Source organism: Janthinobacterium sp. 61 (assembly GCF_002846335.1).
Taxonomy (GTDB): domain Bacteria; phylum Pseudomonadota; class Gammaproteobacteria; order Burkholderiales; family Burkholderiaceae_D; genus Janthinobacterium.
Window position 1 is genome coordinate 913,772 of sequence record NZ_PJMQ01000001.1, and the last position, 15,190, is coordinate 928,961.

Annotated in this window: 13 protein-coding genes; 6 read left to right on the forward strand and 7 right to left on the reverse strand. The window is 60.9% G+C overall.

Going from position 1 to position 15,190, the window contains the following annotated elements; all coding sequences use genetic code 11:
• Positions 1 to 77 precede the first annotated feature (77 nt).
• Complete coding sequence (locus tag CLU92_RS04255) at positions 78 to 2,033, forward strand: CocE/NonD family hydrolase (RefSeq protein ID WP_218973442.1); 1,956 nt, start codon at positions 78 to 80, stop codon at positions 2,031 to 2,033.
• Here CLU92_RS04255 and CLU92_RS04260 read toward each other — a convergent pair.
• From CLU92_RS04260 to CLU92_RS04275, 4 genes are all read right to left on the reverse strand, one after another.
• The gene (locus CLU92_RS04260) at positions 2,030 to 2,887 is read right to left on the reverse strand and encodes a DMT family transporter (protein WP_101480862.1); all 858 of its coding nucleotides are present in this window, start codon (positions 2,885 to 2,887) and stop codon (positions 2,030 to 2,032) included. The two genes, CLU92_RS04255 and CLU92_RS04260, sit on opposite strands and share 4 nt — an antisense overlap.
• Positions 2,888 to 2,897: 10 nt before the next feature.
• Positions 2,898 to 3,725, reverse strand: a complete 828-nt coding sequence (locus CLU92_RS04265; RefSeq protein ID WP_101484486.1) for an ABC transporter substrate-binding protein — start codon at positions 3,723 to 3,725, stop codon at positions 2,898 to 2,900.
• 100 nt (positions 3,726 to 3,825) lie between these two features.
• Positions 3,826 to 5,100, reverse strand: coding sequence for a TCR/Tet family MFS transporter (locus CLU92_RS04270; RefSeq protein ID WP_101480863.1), 1,275 nt, complete (start codon positions 5,098 to 5,100; stop codon positions 3,826 to 3,828).
• Between the two features lie 118 nt (positions 5,101 to 5,218).
• Positions 5,219 to 5,869 carry an HD domain-containing protein gene (locus tag CLU92_RS04275; RefSeq protein WP_101480864.1) on the reverse strand — a complete coding sequence of 217 codons (651 nt, stop codon included), beginning with the start codon at positions 5,867 to 5,869 and terminating at the stop codon, positions 5,219 to 5,221.
• A gap of 333 nt (positions 5,870 to 6,202) precedes the next feature.
• On the opposite strand from CLU92_RS04275, the gene CLU92_RS04280 reads away from it, so the two are divergent.
• The 3 genes from CLU92_RS04280 to CLU92_RS04290 all read left to right on the forward strand — a co-directional run bounded on the left by CLU92_RS04280 (position 6,203) and on the right by CLU92_RS04290 (position 10,255).
• Positions 6,203 to 6,694, forward strand: a complete 492-nt coding sequence (locus tag CLU92_RS04280) for a chemotaxis protein CheW (RefSeq protein ID WP_101480865.1) — start codon at positions 6,203 to 6,205, stop codon at positions 6,692 to 6,694.
• Positions 6,695 to 6,911: 217 nt separating this feature from the next.
• Positions 6,912 to 8,540, forward strand: a complete 1,629-nt coding sequence (locus CLU92_RS04285; RefSeq protein WP_101480866.1) for a methyl-accepting chemotaxis protein — start codon at positions 6,912 to 6,914, stop codon at positions 8,538 to 8,540.
• A 77-nt stretch (positions 8,541 to 8,617) separates the two neighbouring features.
• Complete coding sequence (locus CLU92_RS04290; RefSeq protein ID WP_101480867.1) at positions 8,618 to 10,255, forward strand: methyl-accepting chemotaxis protein; 1,638 nt, start codon at positions 8,618 to 8,620, stop codon at positions 10,253 to 10,255.
• Here CLU92_RS04290 and CLU92_RS04295 read toward each other — a convergent pair.
• The 3 genes from CLU92_RS04295 to mgtA are packed head-to-tail and all read right to left on the reverse strand — an operon-like array spanning position 10,252 to position 13,838.
• The gene (locus CLU92_RS04295; protein WP_101480868.1) at positions 10,252 to 10,779 is read right to left on the reverse strand and encodes a ribonuclease HI family protein; all 528 of its coding nucleotides are present in this window, start codon (positions 10,777 to 10,779) and stop codon (positions 10,252 to 10,254) included. The two genes, CLU92_RS04290 and CLU92_RS04295, sit on opposite strands and share 4 nt — an antisense overlap.
• Positions 10,776 to 11,117 (reverse strand): DUF6677 family protein, encoded by a 342-nt coding sequence (locus CLU92_RS04300; RefSeq protein ID WP_101480869.1) that lies wholly within the window; start codon positions 11,115 to 11,117, stop codon positions 10,776 to 10,778. The genes CLU92_RS04295 and CLU92_RS04300 overlap by 4 nt, the downstream gene beginning before the upstream one ends.
• A gap of 36 nt (positions 11,118 to 11,153) precedes the next feature.
• Positions 11,154 to 13,838, reverse strand: a complete 2,685-nt coding sequence (gene mgtA / locus CLU92_RS04305; protein WP_101480870.1) for a magnesium-translocating P-type ATPase — start codon at positions 13,836 to 13,838, stop codon at positions 11,154 to 11,156.
• A 578-nt stretch (positions 13,839 to 14,416) separates the two neighbouring features.
• Between mgtA and CLU92_RS27325 the strand changes: the two genes are divergently transcribed.
• Both CLU92_RS27325 and CLU92_RS27330 read left to right on the forward strand, forming a co-directional pair.
• The gene (locus CLU92_RS27325) at positions 14,417 to 14,770 is read left to right on the forward strand and encodes a hypothetical protein (protein WP_143452525.1); all 354 of its coding nucleotides are present in this window, start codon (positions 14,417 to 14,419) and stop codon (positions 14,768 to 14,770) included.
• Positions 14,771 to 14,782: 12 nt separating this feature from the next.
• Positions 14,783 to 15,184: a hypothetical protein gene (locus CLU92_RS27330; protein ID WP_133992111.1), complete on the forward strand. Its 402-nt coding sequence runs from the start codon at positions 14,783 to 14,785 to the stop codon at positions 15,182 to 15,184.
• The last annotated feature ends 6 nt before the right edge of the window (positions 15,185 to 15,190 follow it).

A 15,190-nucleotide genomic window follows, 5' to 3' on the forward strand; every position in this document is an offset into this window, starting at 1 on the left:
TCTACTGCGGAACTTGCTTTCCGGGTACTATTGCCGTTCGGCCACTTTTGCGTGGCATGAATCTATTGGAGAACAGTATGCGCGTGTCGTCCCCCGTCCGGCTCACCGGCCTGGCCCTGGTATTGAGTACCACCTTCGGTTCCCTGTTTGCTGCACCCGTTCTGGCGCAAACGCCACCCATGGCGCCCGATATCGGTGCCAAGCTGGTGATGCCCGACCTGAACGATTACGTCAAGCGCGTGGTGATGATCCCCATGCGCGACGGCGTCAAGCTGTACACGGTAATCGTCGTGCCGAAAGATGCCAAGAGAGCGCCTATCATGCTTACGCGCACGCCGTACAACGCGGCCCGCCGTGCCCAGCGCGCGACCAGCGCCAGCATGCTGGCCACCTTGCCGCAGGGTGACGATACCCTGGTGGAAAACGGATACATCCGCGTGTTCCAGGACGTGCGCGGCAAGCATGGCTCGGAAGGCGACTACGTGATGACGCGCCCTGTGCGCGGCCCGCTGAACAATACCAAGGTTGATAACGTCACGGATGCGTGGGACACCATCGAGTGGCTGTCGAAGAATATTCCGGAGAGCAATGGCAAGGTGGGCATGCTGGGTTCCTCGTACGAGGGCCATACGGTGCTGATGGCCCTGGTCGACCCGCATCCGGCGCTGAAGGTGGCCATACCCATGAGCGCCATGGTCGATGGCTGGCGCGGCGATGACTGGTTCCACAATGGCGCCTTCCGCATGCCGAGCCTGTCTTACCTGGCATGGCAGACGAGCGTGCGCGGCAGCGCCGAGGCGCCCGTGCTGGGCGTCTACGACGATTACGACGCGTATCTGCGCATAGGCTCGGCCAGCGATTACGCGAAGAAATTCGGCATCGACAAGCTGACCTACACGAAAAAGCTGTTCGAACACCCGGCTTACGACAGTTACTGGCAGGAACAGGCACTCGACAAGATACTGGCGAAGCGCCCGTTGATCGTGCCCACCATGCACGTGGTGGGGCAGTGGGACCAGGAAGATATCTACGGCCCCTACGCCACGTACACGGCATTGGAGGGACGCGACAAGCGCAACAACCTCAATTATCTGGCCATTGGCCCGTGGCGTCATAGCGGCGTTAATTATGACGGTTCCAGTCTGGGCGCCCTGAAGTTTGACGGCGACACGGCGCGCCAGTTCCGCGAAAAAGTCATGCAGCCATTCCTGAATCAATACTTGAAGGATGGCGCACCGGACGCGAACACGGCGCCCGTGGTGTCCTACCAGAGCGGCACGAACCAGTGGCAGCGCCTGCAGCAGTGGCCGCTGGCTTGCGAGACTTGCGAGACCAAGCTGACGCCGATCTACCTGCAGGATGGCTACAAGCTGGGCTTTGCGCCGGCGCAAGCGGCGGCTGACTCCGCCAATGGCGCGTATGACGAGTACGTGGCCGACCCGGCGAAACCTGTGCCGTTTGTCGCGCGTCCCGTGCGTCTCGGTGATGCCGACCAGTGGAAACCATGGCTGGTCAGCGACCAGCGCGGCTATGCCGACCGCACGGATGTGCTTAGCTATGTTTCCGAACCGTTGAAGACGGCCGTGCGCATCGCCGGCGCGCCGATGGTCAACCTGTTCGCCGCCACCAGCGGCACGGATGCCGACTGGGTGGTGAAACTGATCGATGTGTATCCGGACGAAGTGCCGTCGCAGCCGGCCATGGGCGGCTACCAGTTGGGCGTGGCGATGGATATCTTCCGTGGCCGCTATCGCGACAGCCTCGAGCATCCGACGGCGATTCCAGCGGGCAAGGTGGAGCGCTACCGCTTTGCCTTGCCGAATGCGAATCACGTCTTCCTGCCTGGCCACCGCATCGCCGTGCAAGTGCAGTCGAGCTGGTTCCCTCTGTACGACCGCAATCCGCAAACCTTCGTGCCAAACATCTTCCTGGCCCAGCCAGGCGATTACAAGAAAGCCACGCAGCGCGTCTACCACGCGGCAGGCGCGGCCAGCGCGATCGAGTTGCCGATAGCGCCGCTAGACGCGCGTTAGGCGATTCGCATCAGGATGGCTCCCGCCGCGATCAGGGCGATGGCCTGGTAGCGGCGGCGGCTGATTTTTTCGCGCAGGAACAGGGCGGCAATCGCGATGGCGAACAGGATCGACGTTTCGCGCAGTGCCGCAATGGCCGCCACGGGCGCCTGGGTCATGGCCCACAGGGCCAGCCCATACGAGGCGAGGGTGCCGAAACCGCCCAGGGCGGCCAGCCGCCATTGCGTTTGCGCATACGCCAGCAAGTCGGCGGGGCGGCGCAATGCCGTCCACAGCAGCAGTCCCGCGCCGTTCAAGACAAAAATCCACATGGTGTAGGCGGCCGGCGCGCCGGACAGCCGTACGCCGACGCCATCGATCAAGGTATAACTGGCAATGACGCAGGCGTTGCCCAGTGCAAAGGCGGTGGCGCGTCCCGTGTTTTTCGGCAGGCTGTCAATGGCGGGCAGGCGCGCCGCAAAATACAGGCCGAAGATGCCCGCGCAGATGCAGGCGACGGCGGCCATTTGCATGGAAGAAAGACGTTCGCCTATCAGCGGCCAGCTGGCCAGCGCCACGAGCAGGGGCGCGCTGCCGCGCATCAGTGGGTAGGCATGGCTCATGTCGCCCGCCTTGTAGGCCGCCGCCAGCAGAGAGTAATACGCCAGTTGCGCCACGGCCGAGGCGGCCAGGTAGGGCCAGCTGGCGGAGGCGGGAGTATCGACGAAGGGCAGCGCCGCCAGCGAGATCAGGGCCGCGCCCACGGAAACGAGCACGGTGCTGAGAAAGGTATCCTTGCCGGACTTGACGATGGCATTCCAGCTGGCATGCAGCAGGGCGGCAAACAGAACGACGGCGACAACGAAGCCCGACATGCGAATATCCTTAGCGCGGACGTATGCTGAGCGACAGCAATTCCTGGCGGTGATGGCGCTGGAAGCCTTCCATCAAGGTGCCCGAGCGGCCCGCTTTTTCCAGCAGTTCACGCAGGGTCGCCTGGTCTTCCGCCGTCAGCGACTTGCGCGACAGGTAGACGCCGCTCATGCCCCACGGCAATTCCGGCAAGGCTTCCAGGCGCAGGCGGTCGGCCAGGCCATACACGCGCGCGTCGTTTTGCGCCACGCCGGCCAGGATGGTGGGACTCATGATGGTGGCGTCGATGAAGCCGCTTTGCATCAGGCGCGCCACGGAGAGTGCATCGACTTCGTAGAACAGGCGGCCCTGGCTGCTCAGCTCCTTGGCCAGCGCCTGGTAGGACACGCCATAATCGTAGCCGCGCACCAGCGCCACGCGCAATTCGCGCCGCTCGATCAGTTCCTGCATGGTGTTGACGGGCGCGCGCGCGCTTTGCAGCGAGATCAGCAGGGGACGGTTGCCCATCAGGGGGATGAACAGGCCGTGCTGGTCGCGCCGCGGCGTGCTGCTGGCGGGAATCAGCATATCGGCCTTGCCCGCCTCGAACATCGCTTCCAGGCGCGCGCGCGGCACGGCCGTGAAGATGAAGTTGCAGCCGAGCTTGGCGCCCATGCTGCGCAGCAAGTCGGGATAGATGCCGCCGATGCTGGCGCCATTGATCACCACGCTGGCGCCGATGGCCGAGACGGGCACCTGGATATCGCGCGAGCATTGCGCGCCCGCCAGTGACGGCAGCGCCAGCGCCAGCGCCAGCATGGCCACGGTTCGGCGCCAGGCGCTGGAATAAAAGTCAGTCATACCCATCCTTGCTTGCCATCGAATCGCGGGCGTTGGCAACGCCCGCTTGATTATCCCATTCTCGCCTATTAATTTCTCAAATGCAATATTATCTTGCCGACTACTTTGTGGTGGAAACCACAAGTCTGGCCTGGCGTTGTGCCTTGAAGTAGCGCCAAGCCACCAGGATGCCCAGGGTTTGCATGATGGCGCACAGATAGAAGGTGCTGCCGATGCGCCAGTCCTGCGGCGGCAAGTGGCTCACTTCGCCGAGGATCATGCTACCGAGCAAGGGCATGATGATGATGCCAAGGCTGCTGATCGATTGCAGGGAGCCCATCAGCTCTCCCTGTTCGCTGGCGGCGGACGCCTTCGAGATGATGCCTTGCAGGGCCGGACCGGCGGCAAAGGCCAGCAGGTTGCACAAAATCAACGCATACATCATCCAGCCTTGCGTGGCCAGGCCGTACAGCAGGTAGGTGAGGGCGCCCGAGGCCATGCCCAGCAGCGACAAGCGCACTTCGCCAAAGCGCTTGATGAGTATCCCCAGCAAGCCCGCCTGCACCACGGCCGCGCACAGGCCCACGCAGAACAGGGCGATGCCGTTCTGGCGCGGCGTCCAGTCGAAGCGGAAATGCGTGTACAGCACCCAGGTGGTGTTGAGCATCATTTGCGCAAACGTCATCAGGCCGAAGGCCAGCACCAGGCCGCGGATGTCCACGCGGCGCACCAGTTTCAGCAGGGCGGCAAACGGATTGATGCGCGCCAAAGTAAATGGCGCGCGCGGACCCGGCGGCAGCGATTCGGGCACGAAGAAATAGCCGTAGATGAAATTGGCCGCCGACAGGCCCGCCGCCACGTAAAACGGCAGGTGCAGATTGATCTCGCCCAGCAGGCCTCCCAGCATGGGCCCGCAAATGAAGCCCAGGCCAAAGGCCGCGCCGATCTTGCCAAAGCTCTTGGCGCGGTTGTCGTGCGTGGAAATGTCGGAGGCATAGGCGGACGCGACCGACATGCTGGCCGACGAGACGCCGCCGATGATGCGCCCGATGAACAGGCAGGCCAGGTTGGGCGCCCAGCCCGTGGCGAGAAAATTGATGCCCATGCCGGCCATCGAGTACAGCAGCACGGGACGGCGTCCCACGCGGTCGCTGATGGCGCCCAGCATGGGCATGAAGATGAACTGCAGCAAGCCGAAGACGGCTGCCATGATGCCGTACCAGAATGCTTGCGCTTCCTTGCCGCTGACAAAGTCGCCGATCAGGATGGGCAGCACGGGCACCACCAGGCCGATACCCAGCATGTCGATGAAGACGCAGACGAGGATAAAATTGAGGTTGCCGGCGCGCGCGGGGGCGGACGGGGAATGGCTGTCGGGGCTGGCTTTATCGGTCATGCATGCTTTCGGCGCGTTGGCGTTGCGCCGGCGCGTTGCAGTTTTTGCTGAGGCGCGGCGCGATAGCTTAGCCTTGTATTATAGACAGCATGCGCGCTGCTGGCTATCGCCACCCATGCTAGAACCCACCCGCCCATTCGGCGGCGAAGGCGGCGCGAAAATCCGTCAGCACGGCCAGGCGCTGTGCGGCCAGGGCGCGCCCAGCCACCGTCTGCATCTTGCCGGGCAGCTTGTCGAGCTTGGTGACGATATGGTCGAGCGCGTATGCCTTGTCGTCCAGTGCGCGATGTTCGGCCAGCGGATCGCTGCCATGCGCCAATGCGCTATCCATGCGCGCCGCCGTATAGAACAGGCGTGCCAATCCCACGGCCCCCAGCGCATCGATGCGGTCGGCATCCTGCACGATTTGCGCTTCGATGGTGTGCGGCGGCAGATTGGCGGAAAAGCTGTGCGTTTCGATGGCGTGCGCTACGCTTGCCAGTTTTTCTGCAGGAAAATCCAGCTCTGCCAGTTGGTGGCAAGCCAGCACGGCCGCCTGGCGCGAGGCCAGGTGGCGTTCAGGATGATTTTTCGGCAAGTTGACCAGGTCGTGCAGGTAACAAGCAGCCATCACGACGAGCGCATCGGCCTGCCCATGCTCCTGCAGCAGGACGGCGGCGTTGCGCCACACGCGGTGCAAATGGTTGATATCGTGGGCGCTGTCGTCGCCCAAGCCGGCCATGGCCAGCGCCAGCAGGCGTGGTTGCCATTGGGAAAGTAAAGAGTGCATGGTTCAAAGTCGTCAAAAGCAGGGGCCGCCAGTGTGGCATAAAACGCCGCCGCACGTGGGCGGGAGCTTGGTGCGCTGGCGTGCCGTATTTGCTACATAAGTGCATTTTGGAAAAGCATCAGTCCGGGAATCGCTCTTTTTTAGTGCATGTAAAATTTACATGGGGTAACATTGCCGCACGGAAATTAGAGACATCAGCTAATTGCTGAAAAGTATTTGCAAAAACATACAAGTGGCAGCCATTTCATTGAATCGTGAATGGCTTGTCACGTCCAGGGCGCGCGTGCAGCGTGTCCTGGCCTGCGCCCCAGGCGAGTTAACGAAAGGATTATCATGAACACCATTTCCAGCGATACTGGCGCAACCGTTGCCAAGGCTGCCGAATACCTGGCCTTTACCCTGGGCCAGGAAGAGTATGGCATCGACATCCAGAAAGTCAGCGAAATCCGCAGCTATGAAACGCCGACCCGCATCGCCAACGCGCCCGAGTTCGTCAAGGGCGTGGTCAACTTGCGCGGCATTATCGTGCCGATCGTCGACATGCGCATCAAGTTCAACCTGGGCACGCCCAGCTATGACCAGTTCACCGTCGTCATCATCCTCAATATCGGCAACCGCGTGGTCGGCATGGTCGTGGACCGCGTGTCCGACGTCACTACCTTGCTGCCGGAACAGATCAAGCCGGCGCCGGACATGGGCCGCTCGATCAACACGGAATACGTGATTGGCCTGGGCACCATCGACGAGCGCATGCTGATCCTGGTCGATATCGACCAGCTGATGTCCAGCGCCGACATGGGCCTGATCGAGAAACTGGCTGCTTAATGGCGCAGTGAAGAGAATTGCCCTGCATATTGTCAAAAACTATTGACATTAAGTATTGCATATCGTTTCCGCAGGGAGCACGCTAGCGCATTTTCTTGGCGCACGGTTCAACCGAACCGTGCGCCAGTTTACTTGGCGGGACAGATTTGGCGGCGTCCGCCATGCTGTTCCAGGCGCTGGCTGCAGGGCCTCTCTTCGAGATATTAGGATAGTTCACATGAATTTGTTAAGAAACGTCAGCATCGGGGTCCGTCTGGGACTGGGCTTTGCCGTCATTTTGCTGTTTTCCATGATCATCACCGGCATCAGTGTCTGGCGTCTGCATGACGTGGCCAGCGCCACGCGCACGATGATGGAAGAACCGCTGGCCAAGGAACGTTATATTTCCGACTGGTATACACGCATTGACAGCGCCGTGCGGCGCACGATCGCCATCGCCCGCAGCAGCGACACCTCGCTGAGCGGTTATTTCGCCGAAGAGTCGAAAGTGTCTACCGCCAGCTCGGCTGTCCTGCAAAAGAAGATCGCGGCGCTGCTCAAGGACCCGCAAGAGCAGGCCATGTTCGCCAGCTTGCTGGAATTGCGCGAGGTCTACGTCGGCTCGCGCGACCAGGTCTACAAACTCAAGGGCGGGGCCCAGGCCGAGGCCGCCAACGAAGTGTTCGAAAAAACCTTTGTCCCCGCTGCAGCCAAGTACCAGAAGATGGTTTACGGCTTGCTGGAGCACCAGCGCGCCACCATAGACGCCACTGCGCGCCAGATTGATGACATCGCCAGCACCAGCCGCAACTTGCTGTTATTGATGTCGACGCTGGCACTGGCCTTTGGCGTCGTCTGTGCCTGGCTGTTGACGATGGGCATCGTACGTCCGCTGCGCACGGCCGTGGAGATTGCCCGCAAGGTGGCCGATGGCGACTTGACGGCGCAGATCGATGCCAGCGCCAAGGATGAAACGGGCCAGTTGCTGCAAGCGTTGAAGGACATGAACACCAGCCTGCTCAACATCGTCAGTGAAGTGCGCAGCGGCACGGACAGCATCGCCACATCATCGACGCAAATTGCCGCCGGCAACCAGGACTTGTCTTCCCGTACGGAAGAGCAGGCCGGTTCGCTGGAAGAAACAGCTTCCTCGATGGAGGAGCTGACCAGTACCGTGAAACAGAATGCGGACAATGCGCGCCAGGCGAATCAACTGGCAGCGTCGGCCGCGCAGGTGGCCGTCAAGGGCGGCGCCGTGGTGGCGCAAGTGGTGGGCACGATGGAATCGATCAACGCTTCGTCGAACAAGATCGTCGACATCATTTCGGTCATCGATGGCATTGCCTTCCAGACGAACATCCTGGCCCTGAATGCGGCCGTGGAAGCGGCGCGCGCCGGCGAGCAGGGCCGTGGCTTTGCCGTGGTGGCGTCCGAAGTGCGCAACCTGGCGCAGCGTTCGGCTTCTGCAGCAAAAGAGATCAAGACCCTGATCGGCGCCTCGGTGGAACAAGTCAACGCGGGCAGCATGCTGGTGGCGCAAGCCGGTTCGACGATGAACGATATCGTCGACAGCGTGCAGCGCGTGAGCGATATCATCACGGAAATCACGGCGGCCAGCAGCGAGCAAAGCGTGGGCATTGACGAGATCAACCGGGCCATCGGCCAGATGGATGCCGTGACGCAACAAAACGCGGCCCTGGTGGAAGAGTCGGCGGCCGCCGCCGAATCGATGCAGCACCAGGCGCACAATCTGGCGCAAGTGGTCAGCGTATTCAAGCTCAATGGCCAGCAGGCCAAGGTGAGTGGCGCGAGCACGCTGAAGCGCCCGGCAGCGCCACAATCCGCCTTGCGCCTGGGCGCACGCTGAAGGCTGCGGCCGCCCCGTGCCGCCGCAGCCTTCAGTTCCTTTTATATAGTCTGGTTCCGATTTTTTAGGATATTCACATGAATTTGTTAAGAAACGTCAGTATTGGTGTGCGTCTCGGCCTGGGTTTTGCCGTCATTTTGCTGTTTTCCATGGTCATTACCGGCATCAGCGTCTGGCGTTTGCACGACGTGGCCACCGCTACGCGCACCATGATGGAGCAGCCGCTGGCGAAGGAACGCTATATTTCCGACTGGTACAGCAAGATCGACAGCGGCATCCGCCGCACCACGGCCATCGTGCGTAGCGCCGACACCTCGCTGGGACCGTATTTTGCGGAAGAAGCGAAACAGTCGTCCGTTGTCTCGAGTGAATTACAAAAGAAAATCGAAGCGCTGATTTCCGGCCCGCAAGAAACAGAACTGTTCCGCCAGGTCAGTGAGATGCGCAAGGTATATCTGGATTCCCGTGAGCAAGTATCGAAGCTGAAGGCGGCTGGCCAGACGGAGGAAGCGGAGAAGGCCTTCCAGACCGTGTTCGTGCCTGGCTCGACGAAGTACCAGAAAGTCATCATGAACATGCTGGAACACCAGCGCGCCAGCATCGACGCCACCGCGCGCGAGATCGATGCCGTAGCCAAGACCAGCCGCAACCTGCTGCTGGCGCTGGCCGCGCTGGCGCTGGCTTTTGGCGTCGTCTGCGCCTGGGTCTTGACGATGGGCATCGTGCGTCCGCTGCGCACGGCCGTGGAGATTGCCCGCAAGGTGGCCGATGGCGACTTGACGGCGCAAATCGATGCCAGCGCCAAGGATGAAACGGGCCAGTTGCTGCAAGCGTTGAAGGACATGAACACCAGCCTGCTCAACATCGTCAGTGAAGTGCGCAGCGGCACCGACAGCATCGCCACATCCTCGACGCAAATTGCCGCCGGCAACCAGGACTTGTCTTCCCGTACGGAAGAGCAGGCCGGTTCGCTGGAAGAAACAGCTTCCTCGATGGAGGAGCTGACCAGTACCGTGAAACAGAATGCGGACAATGCGCGCCAGGCGAATCAACTGGCGGCGTCGGCCGCGCAGGTGGCCGTCAAGGGCGGCGCCGTGGTGGCGCAAGTGGTGGGCACGATGGAATCGATCAACGCTTCGTCCAACAAGATCGTCGACATCATTTCGGTCATCGATGGCATTGCCTTCCAGACGAATATCCTGGCCCTGAATGCGGCCGTGGAAGCGGCGCGCGCCGGCGAGCAGGGCCGTGGCTTTGCCGTGGTGGCGTCCGAAGTGCGCAACCTGGCGCAGCGTTCGGCTTCTGCAGCAAAAGAGATCAAGACCCTGATCGGCGCCTCGGTGGAACAAGTCAACGCGGGCAGCATGCTGGTGGCGCAAGCCGGTTCGACGATGAACGATATCGTCGACAGCGTGCAGCGCGTGAGCGACATCATCACGGAAATCACGGCGGCCAGCAGCGAGCAAAGCGTGGGCATTGACGAGATCAACCGGGCCATCGGCCAGATGGATGCCGTGACGCAACAAAACGCGGCCCTGGTGGAAGAGTCGGCGGCCGCCGCCGAATCGATGCAGCACCAGGCGCACAATCTGGCGCAAGTGGTCAGCGTATTCAAGCTCAATGGCCAGCAGGCCAGTGTCAGTGGCTTGAAGGGGATGAAGCGCCCAGCTGTAAAAGAACAGAAAGAAACGTTGCAGATCGGCCGCGCTGCTTAATCTTCCGGCAATGCAGCATCCTCTACCCAGCCGGCGATCGCCAGCTGCGATAGCCGGTCCGCCTCGCCATTCCTGTGGCGAGGCAGCCAGCGCAAGCTCACATCATTGAATTGTTCCAGCAGGGCCACTACGGTGGCCCTGTGCGTTTCCAGTCCCTTGGCGCCCTGCGGCGTCGTTCCCAGCACATCGTTGATCACCACCTGGCTGTCGCCGTACAGCAGCAGTTGCACGGGCGGCGGGCGCACGCCCTGGGCCGCCTGCAGCACGGCTATCAGTGCCGCATATTCCGCTTCGCTGCTGCTGCCATGGCCGGCCGCCTGGCTCACTTCGATGCGCTCGCCATCCGGCCCCAGCAGCAGGGCGCCTATGCCCAGCTTGCCCGGGTTCGGGTGGGCGGAGCCATCGAACCAGCCGCGCCAGGCCTGCGGGCCGCCGTCGTCCTGGCGCCTGAGCGCCAGCTGCGCGCGGCGCGCCTGCATCTTTGCTTCCTTGCGCTGTTTGCGCGCCTGTGATTCTGCCGTCATGGCTTGATGAGCAAGGTGTCGATCAGGCTGCCTATCCAGCACGCCACCAGCACGCCCACGGCCACCGTCATGGCGGGGCCGTCATTGGCAGAGAGCAGCTCCACTTTTTCCATGATCAGCTGCACATCGAGGGGCAGGGCGCCACTGTCGATCTGTGCCATAAGCTGGTCCAAGCGTGCCATGATCTGGCGCAATATGAGCAACAGGGCGATCAACGCCGGCACGAGGAACAGGCAGCCACGCGTCTTGCGTCCGAGCAGGAAATGCCCGCTGCCGGGAAATACCAGCGCCGACAGCAGCAGGGCCTGATGACGTTTGGAAAGGGGGGAGCCGCTCATGCGCGCCTTTTGTAGAGGAAACAGCCTTTCATCATACTATTGCCAGCCGAATTTGCGCAGATACACGCGTTTCATGAACGTCGTCAGCACGGTGTAGCAGACGAGGATGCCCAGCAGCCATGGAAAGTAGCCCAGTGGCAAGGCTTGCAGCTTGAAGTAAGTCGCCAGCGGTCCCATCGGCAAGAACACGCCCACGGCCATGATGGCAGTGGTGGCCACCAGCAGGGGCACGGACGCGATGCTGTCGATGAAGGGCAGCTTGGGCGTGCGGATCAGGTGCACGATCAGGGTTTGCGTCAGCAAGCCGACGACGAACCAGCCGGATTGGAACAGGGTCTGCTGTTCTGGCGTATTCGCGCCAAACACATGCCACATCAAAATAAAGGTGCTGATGTCGAAGATCGAGCTGATGGGACCGAAGAACACCATGAAGCGGCCAATGTCGCGCGGGTTCCAGCTCAGCGGCTTCTGGATCAGTTCAGCGTCGACATTGTCGAAGGGAATGGCGATCTGCGACACGTCATACAGCAGGTTTTGCACCAATAAGTGCAGCGGCAGCATCGGCAAAAACGGCAGGAAGGCGCTGGCCACCAGCACGGAAAATACATTGCCGAAGTTCGAGCTGGCCGTCATGCGGATGTATTTGAGCATGTTGCTGAAGGTGCGCCGGCCTTCCAGCACGCCTTCTTCCAGCACCATCAGGCTTTTTTCCAGGAGGATGATGTCGGCCGCTTCCTTGGCGATATCGACGGCCGAATCGACGGAAATGCCGATGTCGGCCGCGCGCAGGGCTGGCGCGTCGTTGATGCCGTCGCCCATGAAACCGACGATATGGCCATTGCCGCGCAGGGCGCGCACCAGGCGCTCCTTGTGCAGCGGGCTGAGCTTGGCAAACACGGTATTGTCTTCGGCTGCCCTGGCCAGGGTAGCGTCATCCATGTCGTCCAGTTGCGGGCCTTGCAGCACGCCATGCACGGCCAGGCCCACTTCGCGGCAAATCTTCGCCGTCACCAGATGGTTGTCGCCTGTCAAGACTTTCACGGTGACGCCATGTTCCGCCAGCGCGCGCAGGGCGGGCGCCGTCGATTCCTTCGGCGGATCGAGGAAGGCGACATAGCCGATCAGGGTCAGTGCCGTCTCATCGGCCACGCCGTACACGGTTTTATGCGGCGGCACTTCCTTGACGGCCACGGCCACCACGCGCAAGCCTTCCGCGTTCAAGCCGTGCGTGGTTTCCAGCACTTTCGCCAGCAGGGCGGCATCGAGCGGCACGTTCACGCCATTCAGGCGCAAATGGCTGCAGGCGGCGAGGATTTCTTCGACGGCGCCCTTGCAAATCAGTTCATGGTGATCATTTTTTTCGGAAACGACAACGGACATGCGGCGGCGCACGAAATCGAAGGGGATTTCATCGACTTTGACGTAATCGCGTGCCAGCTGCATTTCCGTTTGCAGTTCAACATGGTCGAGCACGGCCCGGTCCAGCAGGTTTTTGAGGCCTGTCTGGTAATGGCTGTTCAGGTAGGCAAATTGCAGTACCTCATCGGATTGCTGGCCGAATACGTCGGTATGGCGCTCCAGCACGATCTTGTCCTGCGTCAAGGTGCCTGTCTTGTCCGTGCACAGCACATCCATGGCGCCGAAGTTCTGGATCGCATCCAGGCGTTTCACGACGACTTTCTTTTTCGACAGTTTCACGGCGCCCTTGGCCAGGGTGCTGGTGACAATCATGGGCAGCATCTCCGGCGTCAGGCCTACGGCCACGGACAGGGCGAAGAGGAACGCTTCCATCCAGTCGCCCTTGGTCCAGCCATTGATCAGGAACACCAGCGGCGCCATCACGAGGGCGAAGCGGATCAGCAGCCAGCTGACGCTATTCACGCCCGCTTCAAACGCCGTCGGCGTGCGCTCGGTGGCCGTCACGCGCGTGGCGATGGTGCCGAAATAGGTGCGGTTGCCTGTGGCCAAGACCAGCGCCGTGGCGGCGCCCGAGATGACGTTCGTGCCCATGAACAGCAAATTGCCCAGGTCCATCGGGTCTTTGCCATGGGCATCGGCCAGTTCCGCCATCTTTTCCACGGGCAAGGATTCACCCGTCATGGCGGCCTGGCTGACGAACAGGTCTTTCGCGGAAAGCAAGCGGCAATCGGCGGGGATCATGTCGCCGGCCGACAGCACGATGATGTCGCCCTGCACCAGCTGGCGGATAGGCAGCTCGATCTGCTGGCCATTGCGCAGCACGGTGGCGGTATTGCTGACCATGGCTTTCAGGCGCTCGGCGGCCCGGTTCGAGCGGCCTTCCTGCACGAAGCGCAGCAGGGTCGACAAAATCACCATGGTGCCGATGACGATGGTGGCCTTAGGGTCTTCCGTCAGGTAGGACACGATGGCCAGCACCGTCAGCAGCAGGTTGAACGGATTCTTGTAGCAAAGCCACAGGTGCTGGTACCAGGCCAGCGGCTTTTCATGCTCGACTTCATTCGGACCCGTCTGTGCGCCGATGACTTGCGCCTCGGCATCGCGCAAGCCTTCCAGGCGCGTATGCAGGCGGTTCAGGGCACTGTCCAGATCTTCGTGGGCGGCGCCCAGCAGCTGGCGCGCCAGGTGGTCGGGCACGGGACGGGCCGTGCTGTTTTCCAGTGGCATGGCGCGGCGACGGAAATGGCCGGCCGTATGGCGCTTGCGCAGGAACGATTCGAACAAACGGGTGAAGAGATTCATGCTCTTCCTTTCACGACGAGGTGTTGACGGGCGGCGCAGCCGCAGGCAAGACTTGCGTGCCGCCAACGCGGCATGTCGAAGCATGGCGCTGGCGGGCAATCCGGGTCAGTAGCCGGTCGCGATCGGAAAGAGGGGGGAGGCGCGCGGCCAGACTGGCCGCACGAGACACCGCACCTTGCTCAGCAAGGCACGGAGGAAAGAGAGTTCCGCGTTGCTTGCTGTTTAGCTGCCGAGGCAATCACCGATACAAGATCGGCTACTGTCACTAGAACAAGTACCCACGTGGGACTCCGTAAATGAATAATGAGGGCATCTTATGGATGCGCTGCAAGGGTGTCAACTGAAGAAATCTTAGGTTTCCAAAGTGTAATGTGGGTGTGGGCGATTATGAAAGCAAGATGCCAAATAATAAAGGTTGATAGAAGTAGTGCAGGCGGACTTGCTCGTGGGGACCAGAAGCGGCCATTCGCGTTGATGTGACAATGTGTTATTTTTTCCGCCCGGCAATCCGTTATGCTCGGGTACGCTGATGGGCTAGCAATAGCCATGGTAAACGCTATGCATATACAGAAAAACAAATGACTATGGAATTGATCGTGGGGGCAATAGTAGCCGGACTTGTTGTCATGCTCTTTGCCGGCAAGTACTTTTCTAAAAAACTACCCAAAGAAACACATTTCGAATGTGCCCGTTGCGGCACGGTTGCACGCCATACCGATCGAACCATCGAAGCCTGGCGTAACAACAAAACCACCTTTTTTTGCCAGTCCTGTCATATCAAATGGGTGCATGCCAGGACGCCACGAGAGCGTGCGCGTAGCGCTTCTCCTGCCGGTTCCAGATCTGGATCGAAATCAGGATGCCTTGGCGTTGTTGTGCTGTTTGCCGTCGTTCCGCTTGCTGGCTTTCTACTGGTGCACGCATATGCCTGACCCATTTCTGGCGTGGTGCGCCTTGCCAGAAACATCTCCTTCCTTTCCAGCTTCTGGGATGTTGCTGCTCAGTATGTCTGGAAACGGGAAGATGACTGTTTTACGGCGAGCACTATTGGCAGCGACGAATGTCTTGCGGCCTATTGTGTTGAAAAGATCGAGCGGCAACAATTTCGGATGGTCTCAGACCTCCAGGCAAGCGGTGAGCGTTCGCTATCAACGATGAACGACAAAATCGACGTTGACGCCGCCGAGAAATATCACCCGCTTGACGTGACGTCAGCGCTCGGCCAAGAGCATACGGTCGCTTTATCAACGAGAAACAGCTTACGCACGCTAACCACCAATTCGGTTGAGCCCCAAACGAAAGATGCCAAACTAAAGTTGCCTCAAGTAAGTAATTGCCGATTTTAAGTGGAT

Bases quoted from the DNA above. Each gene is read 5' to 3' on its own strand.
- CLU92_RS04255 (WP_218973442.1), top strand. From the start codon at position 78: ATGCGCGTGTCGTCCCCCGTCCGGCTCACCGGCCTGGCCCTGGTATTG.
- CLU92_RS04260 (WP_101480862.1), bottom strand. From the start codon at position 2,887: ATGTCGGGCTTCGTTGTCGCCGTCGTTCTGTTTGCCGCCCTGCTGCAT.
- CLU92_RS04265 (WP_101484486.1), bottom strand. From the start codon at position 3,725: ATGACTGACTTTTATTCCAGCGCCTGGCGCCGAACCGTGGCCATGCTG.
- CLU92_RS04270 (WP_101480863.1), bottom strand. From the start codon at position 5,100: ATGACCGATAAAGCCAGCCCCGACAGCCATTCCCCGTCCGCCCCCGCG.
- CLU92_RS04275 (WP_101480864.1), bottom strand. From the start codon at position 5,869: ATGCACTCTTTACTTTCCCAATGGCAACCACGCCTGCTGGCGCTGGCC.
- CLU92_RS04280 (WP_101480865.1), top strand. From the start codon at position 6,203: ATGAACACCATTTCCAGCGATACTGGCGCAACCGTTGCCAAGGCTGCC.
- CLU92_RS04285 (WP_101480866.1), top strand. From the start codon at position 6,912: ATGAATTTGTTAAGAAACGTCAGCATCGGGGTCCGTCTGGGACTGGGC.
- CLU92_RS04290 (WP_101480867.1), top strand. From the start codon at position 8,618: ATGAATTTGTTAAGAAACGTCAGTATTGGTGTGCGTCTCGGCCTGGGT.
- CLU92_RS04295 (WP_101480868.1), bottom strand. From the start codon at position 10,779: ATGACGGCAGAATCACAGGCGCGCAAACAGCGCAAGGAAGCAAAGATG.
- CLU92_RS04300 (WP_101480869.1), bottom strand. From the start codon at position 11,117: ATGAGCGGCTCCCCCCTTTCCAAACGTCATCAGGCCCTGCTGCTGTCG.
- mgtA (WP_101480870.1), bottom strand. From the start codon at position 13,838: ATGAATCTCTTCACCCGTTTGTTCGAATCGTTCCTGCGCAAGCGCCAT.
- CLU92_RS27325 (WP_143452525.1), top strand. From the start codon at position 14,417: ATGACTATGGAATTGATCGTGGGGGCAATAGTAGCCGGACTTGTTGTC.